Origin of the sequence: Bacillus sp. SG20033 (assembly GCF_044570195.1) — a bacterium.
GTDB classification, from domain to species: domain Bacteria; phylum Bacillota; class Bacilli; order Bacillales; family Bacillaceae; genus Bacillus; species Bacillus subtilis.
In genome coordinates, this window is record NZ_CP172606.1 from 3877609 (window position 1) to 3894497 (window position 16889).

The 16889-nt window shown below is 47.5% G+C and carries 12 protein-coding genes and 1 pseudogene; 3 read left to right on the forward strand and 10 right to left on the reverse strand.

Annotated elements, in window-relative coordinates; translation table 11 throughout:
* Together acdA and ACFVP7_RS20400 are read right to left on the reverse strand one after the other, a co-directional pair.
* Complete coding sequence (acdA, locus tag ACFVP7_RS20395; protein ID WP_134154679.1) at window positions 1-1140, reverse strand: acyl-CoA dehydrogenase AcdA; 1140 nt, start codon at window positions 1138-1140, stop codon at window positions 1-3.
* The gene (locus tag ACFVP7_RS20400; protein WP_338731359.1) at window positions 1137-3254 is read right to left on the reverse strand and encodes a heterodisulfide reductase-related iron-sulfur binding cluster; all 2118 of its coding nucleotides are present in this window, start codon (window positions 3252-3254) and stop codon (window positions 1137-1139) included. The genes acdA and ACFVP7_RS20400 overlap by 4 nt, the downstream gene beginning before the upstream one ends.
* 154 nt (window positions 3255-3408) lie before the next feature.
* Between ACFVP7_RS20400 and cls (ACFVP7_RS20405) the strand changes: the two genes are divergently transcribed.
* From cls (ACFVP7_RS20405) to ACFVP7_RS20415, 3 genes are all read left to right on the forward strand, one after another.
* Window positions 3409-4605: a cardiolipin synthase gene (cls, locus tag ACFVP7_RS20405; protein ID WP_024571804.1), complete on the forward strand. Its 1197-nt coding sequence runs from the start codon at window positions 3409-3411 to the stop codon at window positions 4603-4605.
* Window positions 4606-4617: 12 nt separating this feature from the next.
* Complete coding sequence (gene uvsE / locus ACFVP7_RS20410) at window positions 4618-5580, forward strand: UV DNA damage repair endonuclease UvsE (protein ID WP_124059346.1); 963 nt, start codon at window positions 4618-4620, stop codon at window positions 5578-5580.
* 80 nt (window positions 5581-5660) lie between these two features.
* Window positions 5661-5933 carry a hypothetical protein gene (locus tag ACFVP7_RS20415; RefSeq protein WP_003227597.1) on the forward strand — a complete coding sequence of 91 codons (273 nt, stop codon included), beginning with the start codon at window positions 5661-5663 and terminating at the stop codon, window positions 5931-5933.
* A 41-nt stretch (window positions 5934-5974) separates the two neighbouring features.
* Here ACFVP7_RS20415 and ACFVP7_RS20420 read toward each other — a convergent pair whose 3' ends face one another.
* The 8 genes and pseudogenes from ACFVP7_RS20420 to ACFVP7_RS20455 all read right to left on the reverse strand — a co-directional run bounded on the left by ACFVP7_RS20420 (window position 5975) and on the right by ACFVP7_RS20455 (window position 16747).
* Window positions 5975-6499 (reverse strand): dihydrofolate reductase family protein, encoded by a 525-nt coding sequence (locus tag ACFVP7_RS20420; protein ID WP_038429784.1) that lies wholly within the window; start codon window positions 6497-6499, stop codon window positions 5975-5977.
* A 9-nt stretch (window positions 6500-6508) separates the two neighbouring features.
* The gene (locus ACFVP7_RS20425; protein ID WP_160221880.1) at window positions 6509-8236 is read right to left on the reverse strand and encodes an ABC transporter ATP-binding protein; all 1728 of its coding nucleotides are present in this window, start codon (window positions 8234-8236) and stop codon (window positions 6509-6511) included.
* Between the two features lie 88 nt (window positions 8237-8324).
* The gene (cls, locus tag ACFVP7_RS20430; RefSeq protein ID WP_072175623.1) at window positions 8325-9827 is read right to left on the reverse strand and encodes a cardiolipin synthase; all 1503 of its coding nucleotides are present in this window, start codon (window positions 9825-9827) and stop codon (window positions 8325-8327) included.
* Window positions 9828-10020: 193 nt separating this feature from the next.
* Window positions 10021-10166: pseudogene (locus tag ACFVP7_RS20435) on the reverse strand (YitT family protein); the annotation flags it as partial.
* A gap of 193 nt (window positions 10167-10359) precedes the next feature.
* Window positions 10360-11031: a respiratory nitrate reductase subunit gamma gene (gene narI, locus ACFVP7_RS20440; RefSeq protein WP_396582800.1), complete on the reverse strand. Its 672-nt coding sequence runs from the start codon at window positions 11029-11031 to the stop codon at window positions 10360-10362.
* Window positions 11028-11582, reverse strand: coding sequence for a nitrate reductase molybdenum cofactor assembly chaperone (gene narJ, locus ACFVP7_RS20445; RefSeq protein ID WP_014481211.1), 555 nt, complete (start codon window positions 11580-11582; stop codon window positions 11028-11030). The genes narI and narJ overlap by 4 nt, the downstream gene beginning before the upstream one ends.
* 25 nt (window positions 11583-11607) lie before the next feature.
* The gene (narH, locus tag ACFVP7_RS20450) at window positions 11608-13071 is read right to left on the reverse strand and encodes a nitrate reductase subunit beta (RefSeq protein ID WP_014481212.1); all 1464 of its coding nucleotides are present in this window, start codon (window positions 13069-13071) and stop codon (window positions 11608-11610) included.
* Entirely contained in the window at window positions 13061-16747 is a 3687-nt protein-coding gene (locus tag ACFVP7_RS20455; protein WP_338731369.1) for a nitrate reductase subunit alpha, read from the reverse strand. Before ACFVP7_RS20455 ends, narH begins: the two co-directional genes overlap by 11 nt.
* Window positions 16748-16889 lie beyond the last annotated feature (142 nt).

A 16889-nucleotide genomic window follows, 5' to 3' on the forward strand; every position in this document is an offset into this window, starting at 1 on the left:
TTAATCCGCGAGCATTCTGGAGATGACCAGTCTTTGAATTTCTTGAGTGCCTTCATAGATTTGCGTGATTTTTGCATCACGCATATAGCGTTCTACCGGATAATCTTTTGTATAGCCGTAGCCGCCGAAAATCTGCACGGCTTCGGTCGTTACCTTCATCGCCGTATCCCCAGCCATCAGTTTGGACATAGCGGAAGCTTTTCCATATGGAAGGCCCGATGATTCTAACCACGCAGCCTGATAGGTCAATAGCCTTGAAGCTTCTATCATTGTCGCCATATCCGCGAGTTTAAAAGCGATGCCCTGCTGCTCGCCGATCGATTTTCCGAATTGCTTTCGCTCTTTTGCATATTGAAGCGCCGCATCAAGCGCTCCTTGGGCGATGCCTACGGCTTGTGCAGCTATGCCGTTTCTGCCTCCGTCAAGCGTCTTCATCGCGATTTTGAAGCCTTCTCCTTCTTCTCCGAGACGCTTTGATGCGGGCACTACACAATCTTCGAACATGATTTCCGTTGTCGGTGAAGAACGGATGCCCAGCTTCTTTTCTTTCTTGCCTGTAAAAAATCCTTCAAAATCCTTTTCTACTATAAAAGCGGTAATGCCTTTTTTCTTTTTCTCGGGATCGGTGACAGCAAAAACAATGTAAATATCAGCAACGCCGCCGTTTGTGATAAACACTTTGGAACCATTTAACACATAGTCATCGCCGATTCGTTCAGCAGTTGTTTTCATGCTGCCGGCGTCAGATCCAGACCCTGCTTCGGTCAATGCGAATGCGCCGATTTTCTCTCCGAGGGCCAGCTGTGTTAAGTACTCTGTCTTCTGCTCCTCCGTCCCAAAGGCAAACAGCGGCCAGCTGCAAAGAGAGATATGGGCGGAAAGCGTCACACCGGTGGATGCGCACACTTTTGACAGCTCCTCCACCGCGATGACGTAGGCCAAATAGTCACTTCCGATTCCGCCGTAATCTTCAGGCCATGGAATTCCCGTCAGCCCCAGATTTGCCATTTCCCGAAACAGCTCGCGATCGAAGCGTTCTTGTTCGTCCCGTTCTGCCGCTGTCGGGGCCACCTCATGCTTCGCAAAATCGCGCACCAATTTTCGTATCATCTGGTGTTCTTCTGATAATGAAAAATTCATTGCTTCTCCCCCATTTTCAGATCAGCGCCTAAAACGGATTGAGCCAGAAGCTCGACTATGTCGTACGTTTTGACTTGGTCTTCAGCTTCCTTCGCCTTTGTGCCGTCCCCAAGCATTGTGAGACAGTACGGACAGCCGGAACTGATCACCGATGGGTTGACTGCGAGCGCTTGCTCTGTCCTGGCGACGTTAATCCTGTTGCCTGTTTCTTCCTCAATCCACATTAATCCCCCGCCGGCTCCGCAGCACATGCCGGTTTCCCGGTTTCTCTCCATTTCAACAAGCTGCACGCCCGGAATGGCTTTCAAAATCTCTCTCGGCGGATCATAGACTTCATTGTACCGGCCCAAATAGCACGAATCATGGAAGGTAATCGTCTCATGAAGCGGGTGCTGCGGCTTTAATTTTCCGTTTTTCACAAGCTCGGCCAGCACTTCTGTATGATGATAAACCTCGCCTTCAAATCCGAAATCCGGATATTCGTTTTTAAATAAATTGTATGCATGGGGGTCGATCGTAACGATTTTTTTGACATCATTTTTTTCAAATTCAGAAATATTCTTCTCAGCCAGCTCTTGGAACAAAAATTCATTTCCGAGGCGGCGCGGCGTGTCTCCTGAATTTTTTTCTTTATTGCCGAGGATCGCGAAGGACACGCCCGCGTGATTGAGCAGCTTGGCAAAGGAAATTGCGATTTTCTGGCTTCTGTTGTCGTAAGACCCCATGGAGCCTACCCAGAAAAGGTACTCAAATTCTTTTCCTTCTTTTTTCATTTCTTTTACAGTCGGAATCTCAGCATCCGGCGCCTCGTCACGCCAATTTTCACGTTCCTTGCGGTTGAGTCCCCACGGATTCCCCTGCCGCTCAATACTTGTCATTGCGCGCTGGGCGTCACTGTCCATTTTTCCTTCTGTCAGTACGAGGTAGCGGCGGAGGTCGATGATTTTATCCACGTGCTCATTCATGACCGGGCATTGATCCTCACAGTTTCGGCAAGTGGTGCATGCCCAAATTTCTTCCTCTGTGATGACGTCGCCGATCAAGCTTGGATTGTAATCAAGCGCCGCTGCTGCTTCCTGCGATCCGCTGCCCGCTGACGCCGCAGCCAGCTGATTGCCTCTCGTATGCCGAAACGCTGCTGCGGGCACCCATGGGGAGCGCGAGGTGACGGCAGCGCCTTTTTCAGTGAGATGGTCTCTGAGACGCAAAATCAAGTCCATCGGAGACAGCATTTTTCCGGTGCCTGTTGCAGGACACATATTTGTACATCGGCCGCACTCGACACACGCGTACAGATCAAGCAGCTGAGACTGTCTGAAATCCTCAATTTTTCCCGCTCCGTAACTTTCTTTCGTTTCGTCGGTAAAATCAATTTTTTCAAGTTTTCCGGCAGATTCCATTCTATTGAAAAAGACGTTTGCCGGGCCGGCGATTAAATGGGCATGCTTCGACTGAGGCACGTACACTAAAAAGCTAAGCAAGAATAGGAGATGGATCCACCATGCGATATAGAAAATCACCGCCGCGCCTGTTTTCCCGACACCGCTAAGCATAAACGCAATACCTGAGGCAATTGGCTCGCTCCAAGAAAGCCCATGCTCATGCCAAATCAGATTCATCCCGTTCCCAAGCAGAACGGTCAGCATTAACCCTCCGATAAAAATGAGAACGAGTCCGGCTTTGAAACCGCGTTTCAGCCTCACGAGCTTTTCGATATAACGTCTGTAAAATGCCCACCCAACAGCAATCAAAATGAGAAACGTAACAATTTCCTGAAAAAAGGTGAAGGCGGGATAGACCGGGCCAAGCGGCAGATTCCGGCCGGGAGCCAGTCCTTTGATGATAAAGTCAATTGCTCCGAACTGAACCAATATAAATCCGTAGAAAAACATAACGTGAATGATTCCGCTTTTCTTGTCCTTGAGCAGTTTTTTCTGTCCGAATACATTCACCCATATGGCGTGAAGCCGTTCCTTGAACCGTTGATCAAATTGTTCTTTCTGGCCGAGCTTGATGTAGGCCAGTCTCGTTTTGACCAAATACACAAACAAATAGACAGCGTAAGCGGTTACAATCAGAAATAATAATGCATTTGCGATGAGAAAGCCGCTCATTCCAATTCCCCCTTTTTACTGATAAAGACCGCGATCCCCTACCCCCGAATCTGTATAAGATTATCTTTATGATAAATAATGAATGAGTGTTCAGTCAATAATTAAATTCCTGCTGTTCGGGCACACTACCTTTACTACGGAAAGGAGTGCCGGTATGAAGGTATTTATCGTGATTATGATCATTGTCGTTATTTTCTTTGCCTTGATTCTGCTTGATATCTTCATGGGCCGTGCCGGATACAGAAAAAAGGCGTACGAGCCTGTTTTTTCAAAAAAGAAGAGTGACATCGAATTGATCCACTGCGGCGCTGATCTCGTTGAGCGGATGATGAATGATATTCGCCAGGCCGCCTCTTCTGTTCACATGATGTTTTTTATTATGAAAAATGATGAGGTCAGCCACAATATGTATACCTTGCTGAAAACAAAAGCCCAAGCTGGCGTATCCGTTTATTTGCTTCTGGATTGGGCGGGCTGCCGGGCAATTAAAAAAACGGCGCTGCAGACGATGAAAAATGCCGGCGTCCATGTCCATGTGATGAATCGTCCCCGTTTTCCTTTTTTCTTTTTTCACATGCAAAAACGGAATCACCGGAAGATTACGGTGATAGACGGAAAAATCGGTTATATCGGCGGGTTTAACATCGCCGAAGAATATCTTGGAAAGAAGGCGAAGTTCGGCAATTGGGAGGATTATCATCTGCGCATGATGGGAGAAGGCGTACATGATCTTCAAACGCTTTTTGCTTCTGATCTAAAACGAAATACCGGAATCGAACTGGGTTCGGATGTTTGGCCAAAGCTTCAGCAAGGGACTATTTCTCACAAGATATATGCGACTGACGGTTATTCCCTTGAAAACATATACTTGGCCAACATTGCCCAAGCGAAGAATCGCCTTACGGTTTGCACGCCTTATTACATTCCATCAAAACCGCTTCAAGAGGCCCTTATTAACGCAAGAAAAAACGGCGTATCCGTGAGAATCATTGTACCGATGAAATCAGACCATCCGCTGGTACGAGAAGCGGCTTTTACGTATTATTCGGAGCTCTTGGATGCCGGCTGTCTTATTTATCGTTATTATCAAGGGTTTTATCATGTAAAAGCCCTCATCATAGACGACCATCTCAGCATTATCGGAACAGCCAACTTCGATAAACGAAGCCTGTTTTTAAATGAAGAGGTGAATGTCGAAATTGATGACGAAGCGTTTACAAGTGAAGTCTATGCCACGATTGAGGAGGATATGAAAAAGTCGGAGCGGCTGACCATGGAGGATTTCAGCAAGCGCACATTCAGGCAGCGCCCGGCGGAATGGCTCGGCAGGGCATTATCTTATTTCTTATAAAGGAGAGTTCCTATGATTTTCAGATTCGGGTTCGTTTCAAATGCGATGAGCCTTTGGGATGCGTCTCCCGCTAAAACATTGACATTCGCGCGTTATTCAAAGCTTTCAAAGACTGAAAGAAAAGAAGCGCTTCTGACTGTGACAAAAGCCAATTTGCGCAATACGATGAGAACCCTTCACTATATCATCGGACACGGCATTCCTTTGTACCGTTTTTCCAGTTCGATTGTGCCGCTGGCTACGCATCCCGACGTGATGTGGGATTTTGTAACACCGTTTCAAAAAGAGTTTCGGGAGATTGGAGAGCTTGTTAAAACACATCAACTGCGAACAAGCTTTCATCCAAATCAATTCACTCTGTTTACGAGCACGAAGGAATCCGTCACAAAAAATGCGGTAACCGATATGGCCTATCACTACCGCATGCTTGAGGCCATGGGCATTGCTGATCGCTCCGTTATCAACATTCATATTGGCGGCGCTTACGGAAATAAAGACACCGCCACTGCACAATTTCATCAAAATATAAAACAGCTGCCGCAGGAGATCAAAGAGCGGATGACACTTGAAAATGATGATAAAACATATACAACGGAAGAAACGCTTCAGGTCTGTGAGCAGGAGGATGTTCCGTTTGTCTTTGACTTTCATCATTTTTACGCCAATCCAGACGATCACGCCGACCTGAATGTAGCACTGCCCCGCATGATCAAAACGTGGGAGCGGATCGGCCTTCAGCCAAAGGTTCACTTGTCTTCCCCAAAATCGGAGCAAGCGATACGCAGCCATGCCGATTATGTTGACGCCAACTTTTTGCTGCCGCTGTTGGAACGCTTTAGGCAATGGGGAACAAATATTGATTTCATGATTGAAGCAAAGCAGAAAGACAAGGCGCTTCTCCGCTTGATGGATGAATTAAGCTCCATCCGCGGTGTCAAACGCATCGGGGGCGGTGCGCTGCAATGGAAGTCATAAATGTGCAAAAATAGGTTTACGACTTGTCAGCTTTGGGAACTTAGGCTATATAAGACAACAATCGATGGAGGAGAAAGATCATGAAAAATATCAAGTCTCTGAAAGTAGCCGCACAGGCCTTTACTTTAAGAAATTTGATTCATCTTTATAAAATGTGCCATTCCGGAAGCCACGAGGTTTATATTTATTCAAAGAAAACGATGTGCAAAATCAAAAGCTTAATTGAGCTTGAAACATTCCGCATGGCTCATAATGAAAAGGAATATTTGATCGTAGTTGAAGGAACAAAAGCATCGCAGCTCATTGAAAAATTTCAAAATCTCATCGAGCCTGCTGAGAGAGAAGCGCTCTAACTTACATACAAAAAAGGATAGACATCTGTCTATCCTTTTTCTTATGCTCTTACATAATGGAGCTGAACCGCTTGTCCAAATTGTTTTGTCCCTTTTAACCGCAGTTTTGTTTCATTTGTTAGTTCGTGAAACAGCGGGATGCCGCTTCCTAAAACGACGGGAATAACAGTGATGATGAATTCGTCGATGGCATCTTCTTTCATAAAGGCATTCACCAGCTCCGCCCCGCCAGCTATCCAGATGTTTGAGCCTTTTTCCTGTTTCAAACGGGCAGTGAAGGCTCTGGCTCCCTCATTGATAAACGTCACATGTTCATCTTGATAACTGTCGGGCGATCCTGTAAAAACATAGCATGTTTTATCCTGATACGGGAAAACCGGTGTTAGCACTTTAACGTGCTCATATGTGCTCCGCCCTAAAATGACTGTATCAACAGTCTGATAAAAATCACTGTAACCGTTGTCGCCCTCACCTTCAAATTCATCCAGCCAATCGATGCTTCCATCTTCTTTTGCGATCATCCCGTCCAATGAAACAGCAATGTACAGCACAGTTTTTCTTTCCATGTTCTCCTCCTATCGCTGCACCATTTGCCCGAATTGCGCTTGATGCAGCCTGCTGTATAGGCCTCCGGCTTCGATCAGGTCTTGATGACGGCCTTGTTCTTCAATACCGTTGTTTGTGACGACCACAATTCTGTCCGCGTCTTTGATCGTCGCCAGCCTGTGGGCGATGACAAGCGTCGTGCGCCCCTCAGACAACTCTTGAAGCGCCTTTTGGATCGCCGCTTCCGTCTCTGTATCAAGGGCTGAGGTGGCTTCGTCGAGAATCAAGATCGACGGATTTTTCAAGAACATCCTTGCAATTGACAGACGCTGTTTTTGCCCGCCGGAAAGCTTCACGCCGCGTTCGCCAATCATAGTATCCAACCCATCAGGCATGTTATGGACGAGCTCTTCCAGATGCGCCTGCTTCACAGCTTGCCAAATGTCTTCTTCTGATGCGCCTAGTCGGCCGTAGGCGATATTTTCTCTAAGCGTGCCCGAGAATAAGAAAACGTCCTGTTGCACGACGCCAATCTGCCCGCGCAACGAAGAAAGCGTCATGTCTTTTATACTGATGCCGTCAATCGTAATGTCGCCCTCCGATGCTTCATAAAAACGCGGAAGCAGACTGCAAAGCGTTGATTTCCCCGCACCTGACGGACCGACGAACGCCACCGTTTCCCCCGCTTGAATGGATAGGTTGATGTCATTGAGGACATTGTGATGGTCATCATAGCCAAACGAAACATGTTTATAGCGGATATTGCCCTTCAGGCCGGAAACATCTCTCGCATCAGGTGAATCCTGAATGTCCGGCTCTGTCTCCATGAGCTCCATATAGCTTTTGAAACCCGCGATCCCCCTCGGATACATTTCGATAATGGCATTAATTTTGTCAATAGGCCTGAACAGCACATTCGTCAAGAGTACAAACGCCACAAATTCCCCGTACGATAAGGAGCCGCGAATGACAAACCACGTCCCGCACAAAAGGACAAACAGCGTGACAAACCGGGTCAGCATATAGCTGATTGAACCGTTTTTCGCCATGATTTTGTAGGAAGAAAGCTTTGTGACACGAAAACGCTGGTTATTGACGGCGAAACGTTCTTTTTCAAACGCTTCATTTCCGAACGCCTGCACAAGCCGGATGCCGCCGATGTTATTTTCTACACGCGCGCTGAAGTCTCCGATATCCTTGTTCAGCGTGGTAAATGCTTTGGTCATTTTTTTGTTGAAATAAAGCGCTAGCCAAATGACGATCGGCATAATGATAAACGTTAATAAAGCAAGCTGCCAGTTAATAAACAGCATCACTCCGAACGCCCCGAGAATGGTCATGACCGCAATGAATAAGTCTTCCGGTCCGTGATGGGCGACTTCACCGATATACATTAAATCGTTCGTGAGCTTCGACATCAGCGTTCCCGTCTTGTTGTTGTCGTAAAATTTGAACGAGAGCTTTTGCAAATGGTCAAAAAGCGACTTTCTCATATCAGTCTCAATATTGATACCAAGCATGTGTCCCCAGTAGGTCACGATATACTGAAGAGCCGAGCTGAGCGCGTACACCGCAAATAACCCGATTGAGGTCGCGATGATCAGTCCCCAATCCCTGCCCGGCAGCAAGGTATCAATAAAATAATTGACGATCAAAGGAAAACTCAGCTCCATTAAACCTCCCGCGATCGCTGAGAAAAAGTCGAGAAAGAACAACGTTTTATATGGTTTATAATATGAAAAAAATTGCCGCAGCACCCTATCTTCCCCCAATGTATAAATAACTGATAATATTTCTCAATTATACTATACACGGGCTGTTTTGAAAGATCAGATTTCTTTTTTCTTACAGAACACCTGAAAACAGGCGGGCAAACGACTCTTTTGTCCGGTCAGCCACACCTCTTTTATAAAAGCCGACAGGGCTGAGCTTTTCACTTTCCTGCATATCCTCCTCAAAATGGGCCTCAAGGGTTCGGATCGCTTCGGCATCCGTGAAGAACACATTCACTTCAAAGTTGAGCTGAAAGCTGCGCATGTCCATATTCGCGGTACCGACGGAGGCGAGATCGCCATCAATGATCATGACTTTTTGATGCATGAAGCCTTTTTGGTAGGAGTACACTTCAATGCCCTCAAGGAGCAGCTCCGGGAAATAGGACCTCGACGCGTATTGGGTCAAAAAGCTGTCGTTCTTCTCCGGCACCATAACCCTTACCTCTACCCCCTTTGTCGCCGCTGCTTTTAGCGCCGTGCGAATGGATTCATTGGGGACAAAATAGGGCGTGGCGATCCATATTGATTTCTGTGCTGAAGAAATCATTTCATAATAAAGGTCGCTCATGCTTTCCTTCATGTCAGGGCCTGTTGCGACAATTTGATAAATGCCTCCTCCTTCCACGGGAACCGGGGTATTGTACTCCTCTTGATCAATTAGCACTTCATTGGAGACATATTCCCAATCCAGCATAAAGATAGCGTGGAGCGTTTGCACAATTTCCCCCTCAAGCCGCAGGTGTGTATCTCTCCAAAATCCGATGTGCGGATCTCTGCTGATATATTCCTTCCCAACATTTAATCCGCCCACAAAACCGGTTTTCCCATCGATGATCACGATTTTCCGGTGATTTCTGAAATTCAGCTTCTGGTTGAAAAACCCGTATTTCAGCGGAGAAAACGGGACGATGTCCACCCCCGCTTGTTTCATTCTCATAATATCTCTTCTTGCCAGCTTCATGCTTCCTGCCGCATCGTATAAAAACCTCACCTCGACACCCTGGCGCGCTTTCTCCATCATAATATCCATCATGCCGCGTCCGAGCATGTCTGATTTAAACATGTAGTATTCAATATGTATGTAAGATTCCGCTTTTCTCATTGCTTTGAAAATGTCCGGGAAGGTTTCTTCGCCGTTTTTCAGCACTTTGATGTTGCTTTTCGTATTGATATTCATATGGGCAGCCCTGATGGAATATGTAAAGAACCTCTCTTGATTGTCCTTCAGCCCTGTCACTTCGGGCGTTTCCTCCTTGTCAAACAGCTTCCTGAGCTTTTCCCTGTTGTACATTCGTTTTGTCTTAAACAGCTTTCCCTTTACATAAAGCTGTCCCGAAAACAGATAAAACACGTAGCCGGCGATTGGAAAAAAGACAAGAATATGGATCCATAGCAGCGTGTGCTGCGAGGTGCGGTTTTCAAGAATTAATGAATAGATGCTGAACAAAATAATGCTTATATAGCAAAGCAATCCTCCGTAAAACTCAAGCCTGGAAACCGGAAAAAACCAAATGACATATGCCCCGATGAGCATCATATATAAAAAGAAAAATTCCAGTCTCCTTTTCAGCATCCTGATTCTCTCCAATCTGATTCAATTACCTCTGTATTACCTCTTTTTTCTAATCGATAAACCTTGTAAGTAAAAAACCTCTCCTCCAAAGGAGGAGAGGTTTAGAGAAAACTAACTGTCAAGGGGTTCATCGGCATCGTTTCTGCAGAAATAAAGCAAGACTATTGGCAACGCCGAGTGAAGCCTGATGCTACAACATGAACGGCAGGCCGAACCCGCTCAGCACTCCGGCAAGCGCCGAAAAAGAGGCGGCACTGTGACTGCAAATACGGTGGATAGAGTGAATTTGATGCCCATTCTGATGAGAGAAAATATATAAAACGGGATATTGATCAGAAAGATATAAGGAGCTAGTCAGGCTGAGTCATAATCTGCTGTTCCACCGGTTTAAAATGAGTAAAATCCGTTTTATTCTTGATGTTTTTTCCAAATACAAACACAACAGGATTCCCGGCCGCCCAGCCATTACCTTTGCAGAAGATATCTTATGTTTTCATCAAGATAAAAAAACCCCCTCTTGCAAGGGGGATTTTCACGAACGTTTCCGATATACAACGTAGCTGCGGGTCAGATACTTGAGCGGCAGACTGAACACATGAACCAATCTCGTAAACGGCCACAGGATAAAAACGACGTATCCTATCACAATATGAAACTTAAACCATAGCGGGACACTCTCCATCAAAGAGGCGTCAGGCCTGAACAAAACGGTTTCCCTGAACCACGGTCCGACTGTTGTCCGGTAATCAAATCCTTTCGAATCAATGTTGAGAAACGTGGCCGCAACGCCTGACAGCATCATGAACAGCAGCAGGAGCAGCGTAAGGATATCGGATGGCGAGCTCGTTTTGCGGATTCTTTTGTCAAACAGCCTTCTGTACGTCAGGATGACAAGTCCGGTACATGCCGCAATGCCCGCCGGCAATCCAGCGCCAATCGCCATTTTGTGATACATATGCTCTGAAATGCCAAGGGAAGCATACACGCCTTCCGGGATCAGAATCCCCATGACATGCCCGCCGACAACGCACAGCAGTCCCCAGTGAAAAAGTGTGCTGCCCGCCGCAAGTTTTTTCCTTTCTAACAGCTCGCTTGATTTCGCCGTCCAGCCAAATTGGTCATGCTGGTAGCGGTAAATATGGCCGCCGATAAAGATCGTCAATACAATGTATGGCATAATACCCCAGAGGATCTGCCCGCTCATGCCTGAACAGCCCCTTCAACGCTTTCACGTACGCCAATGTTTTCAAGCGCGGCCAGCAGCACGTGCAGCAGTTCAGCGTATATACTGTCATTTTTTTCGAGACGGGATGCCAGCTCCCTCACATTGGACAGATATTTCTCAAACACGCTTCTCGCTGCTTCAATTTCTGCAGCCGCAGCAAATTCCAGCATCAGCGGCAGATAATCAGGCAGCTCTTTCTCTGTCGGCAGGAAACCGGATTGCTCGTATGTGTTTTTTAAATGCAGCAATTCAACGCCGCGTTCCCTTTGCTCGCCCGAGTTAAAGTAGGTGACATACATATTTGTTTTTTTCCCAAAGTCGAATGTATAGACATAGTGTTCAATCAGCGCTTCCGGTGAAAAGCTGGCTGACGCTTCGAAAAAGTGCAGCAGCTTCTCCCGGATTTGCCGGTTGCTGATTTCATGGATAAGAGCCTTCCAATCGGGAATCTCGGCTCTCCACTCTTCATCCGGATAAGAGAGAAGAGTGGATAGAGCGGAGAACGTAATTTGCCGGTCTGTGGTGTTCATCTTGTTACACCTCGTTTATCAAAAGTTAGAAACAGGAGCCGGGGCCGCCTGAAAATGATAAGCCGCAGCTCCCTTGTTCAGCATATAAATCTGAAACTTCTTCTCGATGACTGCTCGGTATCACAAAGCGGTCATCATATTTGGCAATCGCAAGCAGCCGATACATATCTTCAATTTGCTGTTCTGTTAAGCCGACACTGGAGATCAGTTCCGGGTCGATTGATTTATTCGTCTGGATCGCTCTCATATACTGGCGCATGACAGACATTTTCTTCAACGTTGACCGAATATGATCCGTATCACCGGCTGTTAACAGCTGCGCCAAATAATCTATCGGGATTCTCATTTGGTCGATAGCCGGAAAAATATCTTCCGCGGATTGCCGGCTGCCTTTTCCTTCAAAGAGATTCATAATCGGGCTGAGCGGCGGAATGTACCACACCATTGGCAGGGTGCGGTACTCTGGATGAAGCGGCAGCGCAATCTTCCAGTCAATGATCATTTTATAGATCGGCGATTGCTGCGCAGCCTCTATCCATTCAGCCGGAATGCCTTGTTCTTTTGCCAGCTTGGCAACCTCAGGATCATTTGGATCAAGAAAAACGTCCAATTGGGAATGGTAGAGATCCTTTTCATTTTCAACAGATGCCGCTTCCTCCACTTTGTCCGCGTCATACAGCATGACGCCGAGGTAGCGGATTCTGCCAACACACGTCTCAGAGCAGATGGTTGGCAGTCCCGCCTCCAAACGCGGAAAGCAGAGTGTGCATTTTTCCGCTTTGTTCGTTTGCCAGTTAAAATAGACTTTTTTATAAGGACAGGATGAGACGCAATATCTCCATGAACGGCATGCGTTTTGATCCACAAGCACAATGCCGTCCTCCTCGCGTTTGTACATGGCGCCGGATGGACAGGATGAGACGCACGCCGGGTTGATGCAGTGCTCGCAAATACGGGGCAAATACATCATAAAAACCTCATCGAATTCTGTTTTGATCGATTCCTCCATCTTTTGTACGTTGGGATCTTCAAGCCCCGTTATGTGGCCGCCCGCGAGATCATCCTCCCAGTTCGGTCCCCATTCGATATTCATGAAATCCCCCGTCAAGGACGATTTCGGGCGTGCTACCGGCTGGTGTTTTTTCTGCGGGCTGTTCGTTAATGTTTCATAATCATAGTTCCAAGGTTCATAGTAATCATCAATTGACGGCTGATTCGGATTATAGAAAAGGCCTGCAAGCCGATTGGTTTTCGAGCCCGATTTCAGCTCGAGCTTTCCTTTTTTCAATGTCCAGCCGCCTTTATATTTGTCCTGGTCCTCCCATTGCTTCGGGTAGCCGATGCCCGGCTTTGTTTCTACATTATTGAAGTACATATATTCCGCACCGGAACGGTTTGTCCACGTGTTTTTGCAGGTGACGCTGCACGTGTGGCAGCCGATGCATTTATCCAAGTTCATGACCATACCGATTTGCGCTTTAATCTTCAAGCCAATCGACCTCCTTCAGCTTGCGGATGACGACGTTCAGGTCGCGCTGATTCCCCGTTGGACCGTAATAATTAAAGCCGTAGCTGAGCTGGGCGTAGCCCCCGATCATCTGTGTCGGCTTGACGTGAATCCTTGTCGGGCTGTTATGGGTGCCTCCGCGGTTATTCGTCAGCTTTGTTCCGGGCACGTTGATGTGGCGGTCCTGGGCATGGTGCATAAACGCCATTCCTTTAGGAATCCGATGAGACAAAACCGCTCTCGCGACGACAACACCGTTTCGGTTAAAGCATTCAATCCAATCGTTGTCTTTGATATCCGTGTCCTCTGCATCATCTTTATTCATCCACACGGTCGGCCCACCGCGGAACAGCGTCAGCATCGGCAGAGAATCAAAATACATGCTGTGGACAGACCATTTATTATGCGGCGTCAAATAATTGAGGACGATTTCTTTTCCCTCTTGATCAGGCCGCTTGCTCAGAAACGGGCGATGCTGGAGGATCGGTTTGAATGTCGCCATCGTTTCACCGAATTCCATCATCAGTTCATGATCGACATAATAGGATTGTCTGCCTGTCAGCGTCCGCCACGGGATTAATTTTTCAACATTCGTCGTAAACGGCGAATACCTGCGCCCTCCTTTTTCAGAGCCGGAAAACGCTGGAGACGTGATCACCGTTTTCGGCTGGGCTGTAATTTGTTCGAACGTAAAGCATTCTTCCTCGCGTTCTTCCGCCAGGTCTTTCAGCTTCAGGTTCGTGATGTTTTCAAGTGATTCCCATGCTTTGACGGCGACCTTTCCATTCGAAGTGGATGATAGGGCTAAAATCGCTTCTGCTGCCTGCTTTGCTTCACTTATATTTGGACATCCCTTTGCGACGCTGTCCGAGGTGATTTCTCCCAATCTCTGTTTGAGTGATTCATATTCATCGGCTATTGACCAGCTCATCCCTTTTGTTCCGCTCGGCTTTAAAGCAACGTTCGGACCAAGTGCAGTCATTTTATGAAAAATGTGTTTGTAATCCCGTTCAACGACTTGGATGTTCGGCATCGTTTTTCCCGGAATGGCTTCACATTCGCCTTTGCTCCAGTCATTGATTTTGCCGAATGGCTGGGCCAATTCCTGCATGGTGTCGTGGAGGAGCGGCGTCGCAACCACTTCTTTCACGGGCTCCATATCGACTTCTTCTGCCAGATCGGAAACGGCTTTTGACAACGCCTTGAAAATATCCCAGTCTGACTTCGATTCCCACGGAGCCGAGATCGCAGGAGCAAATGGATGAATGAACGGATGCATATCTGTGCTGCTGAGATCGTGTTTTTCATACCATGTCGCCGCCGGCAGCACGATATCGGAATACAGCGCCGTACCGGCCATTCGGAAGTCAAGATTGATTAACAAGTCGAGCTTTCCTTCCGGCGCCTGCTCCCGCCATTTGATTTCTTCAGGGCGGATGCTGTCGCTGTCGTCATTCATCAAGCCGTTCGTCGTCCCTAACAAATGCTTGAGAAAATATTCATGCCCTTTTCCTGAGCTTGAGATCAGATTTGCCCGCCATACGAAGAGATTTCTTGGGAAATTCACTTCATTATCAGGATCTTCAATCGCGAATTTCAGTTTTTTCTCTTGAAGCTGTGAGGCCACGTACGCACCTACGTCTTCGGGTGTTACTGCCCCTGCTTTTTCAGCTTCTTTATACAGATCGATGCCATTTTGATTGAAAGTCGGGTAAGACGGAAGCCACCCCAGCCGCGCCGCCAGCACATTGTAATCAGCGTGGTGCTTGTAGCGGGATGACGCAGCAATCGGTGATGCCAAATCACTGATCGGCTGGTCCTCATAACGCCACTGATCTGTCGCAAAGTAGAAAAATGAGGTGCCGTTTTGCAGCTTAGGCACGCCCTCCCAGTCCTTTGCAGTTGCAATCGTCTGCCACCCTTCAGCAGGTCGGAGCTTTTCCTGCCCCACGTAATGGGCCCAGCCTCCGCCGTTTACGCCTTGGGCTCCTACAAGTAAAACAAGATTTAACACCGCTCGGTAGATCGTGTCGGAGTTGAACCAGTGGTTAATGCCGGCCCCTACGATAATCATGGACCGGCCATCTGTATCGATCGCATTTTGGGCAAACTCTCTGGCAATCTTAACGACAGCTTCTTTTTTGATTCCTGTCATTTGTTCCTGCCAGGCAGGCGTAAACGGCTCAGGATCATCATAGGAGACAGCCGATCGTTCGCCGATACCCCGGTTCACGCCGTAGTTAGCCAGTATCAAGTCAAACACGGTCGTGATGTACGTTTCTTCACCGTTCAGGTTCATTTTTTTAATAGGAAGATCCCGCTCGAGCACTTTGTTTCCGTCATTTGAAAAATACGGGATGCGCACCGTGCCGATTTCGTCCTCTATTCCCAGCACAGAGAGACGGGGTTCAATCGGTTCCCCGGTTTCTTCATCAATCATGTGCAGGTTCCATTTCTGCTGCCCGTCCCAGCGCGAGCCCATTGTCCCTTGGGGTATGGCAAATGAACTTGTCTGTTCATCCCAAACCGCAGGCTTCCACTGATCATGCTTTGTCTGCCGCCCGATGTCCTTCGCATGCAGAAACCGTCCCGCTGTGTATACGCCATTTTCTTTTGACAGGGTGACGAGAAATGGAAAATCAGTGTATTGCTTCGCGTACTCAATAAAACGTTCAGTTTCTTGGTTCACGTAAAATTCCTGCAGAATGACGTGACCCATCGCCATCGCAAGCGCCCCGTCAGTCCCTTGGCGAATACTCAGCCAGTCATCCGCGAACTTTGAGGATTCCGCAAAATCCGGACTGATCGAAATGACCTTAGCGCCTTTATAGCGGGCCTCCGCCAAAAAATGCGCGTCAGGCGTTCTCGTTAACGGAACGTTGGAGCCCCATGTGATAATATAGCCGGAATTGTACCAATCACTGCTTTCCGGAACGTCCGTCTGGTCACCCCAAATTTGCGGGGATGCCGGAGGAAGATCCGCATACCAGTCATAAAAACTGAGCATAGGGCCTCCGATTAACGACATAAACCGGGAGCCTGATGCATGGCTGATCATGGACATGGCCGGAATCGGAGAAAAACCGACGTTTCGGTCAGGCCCGTATTTCATCACTGTATACAGCAGAGAGGCTGAAATCAGCTTCAGCACCTCCGGCCATTCAGCGCGCACAAAACCGCCTTTCCCTCTCGCCTGTTTATAGGACTTCGCTTTTTCAGGGTTTTCGACGATCGATTTCCAGGCTTCCAATGGATTTTGATGCGTCTGCAATGCCTCCCGCCACAAATTGATCAGCACACCGCGCACGTATGGATATTTCACACGGAGCGGGCTGTAGATATACCATGAAAAACTGGCCCCCCGCGGGCAGCCTCTCGGTTCAAAATCAGGCATATCCGGGCCTGTTGATGGATAATTCAAATTTTGCCCTTCCCACGTGACAATTCCGTTTTTCACATAAATATTCCAGCTGCAAGACCCTGTACAGTTGACGCCGTGGGTGGAGCGAACGACTTTGTCGTACTGCCATCTGTTTCTGTATACATTCTCCCAATCGCGATCCTCGCGGGTAGTTTGGCTATGTTTATTTGAATGGTGTTCGATAGGAGAGAAATAATTCAATCTCCTAAACAACGGACTCATTTTCTTTTTCTTCATGAGAGTTCACTCCTTCCGAGTCAGGTGATGCTAAGTTCACTATAAACAGAGACAGCGTGTTTCCTTGTGAACTATGTCACACACTCTGCTTTTTTCACAAAATGTTCACACAAAGGAGAAGGAAGGCTGAGTTCAGGCAGGA

Bases quoted from the DNA above. Each gene is read 5' to 3' on its own strand.
- ACFVP7_RS20420 (WP_038429784.1), bottom strand. From the start codon at position 6,499: ATGGAAAGAAAAACTGTGCTGTACATTGCTGTTTCATTGGACGGGATG.
- uvsE (WP_124059346.1), top strand. From the start codon at position 4,618: ATGATTTTCAGATTCGGGTTCGTTTCAAATGCGATGAGCCTTTGGGAT.
- ACFVP7_RS20415 (WP_003227597.1), top strand. From the start codon at position 5,661: ATGAAAAATATCAAGTCTCTGAAAGTAGCCGCACAGGCCTTTACTTTA.
- acdA (WP_134154679.1), bottom strand. From the start codon at position 1,140: ATGAATTTTTCATTATCAGAAGAACACCAGATGATACGAAAATTGGTG.
- narI (WP_396582800.1), bottom strand. From the start codon at position 11,031: ATGAGCGGGCAGATCCTCTGGGGTATTATGCCATACATTGTATTGACG.
- ACFVP7_RS20455 (WP_338731369.1), bottom strand. From the start codon at position 16,747: ATGAAGAAAAAGAAAATGAGTCCGTTGTTTAGGAGATTGAATTATTTC.
- cls (WP_072175623.1), bottom strand. From the start codon at position 9,827: ATGCTGAAAAGGAGACTGGAATTTTTCTTTTTATATATGATGCTCATC.
- narJ (WP_014481211.1), bottom strand. From the start codon at position 11,582: ATGAACACCACAGACCGGCAAATTACGTTCTCCGCTCTATCCACTCTT.
- cls (WP_024571804.1), top strand. From the start codon at position 3,409: ATGAAGGTATTTATCGTGATTATGATCATTGTCGTTATTTTCTTTGCC.
- ACFVP7_RS20400 (WP_338731359.1), bottom strand. From the start codon at position 3,254: ATGAGCGGCTTTCTCATCGCAAATGCATTATTATTTCTGATTGTAACC.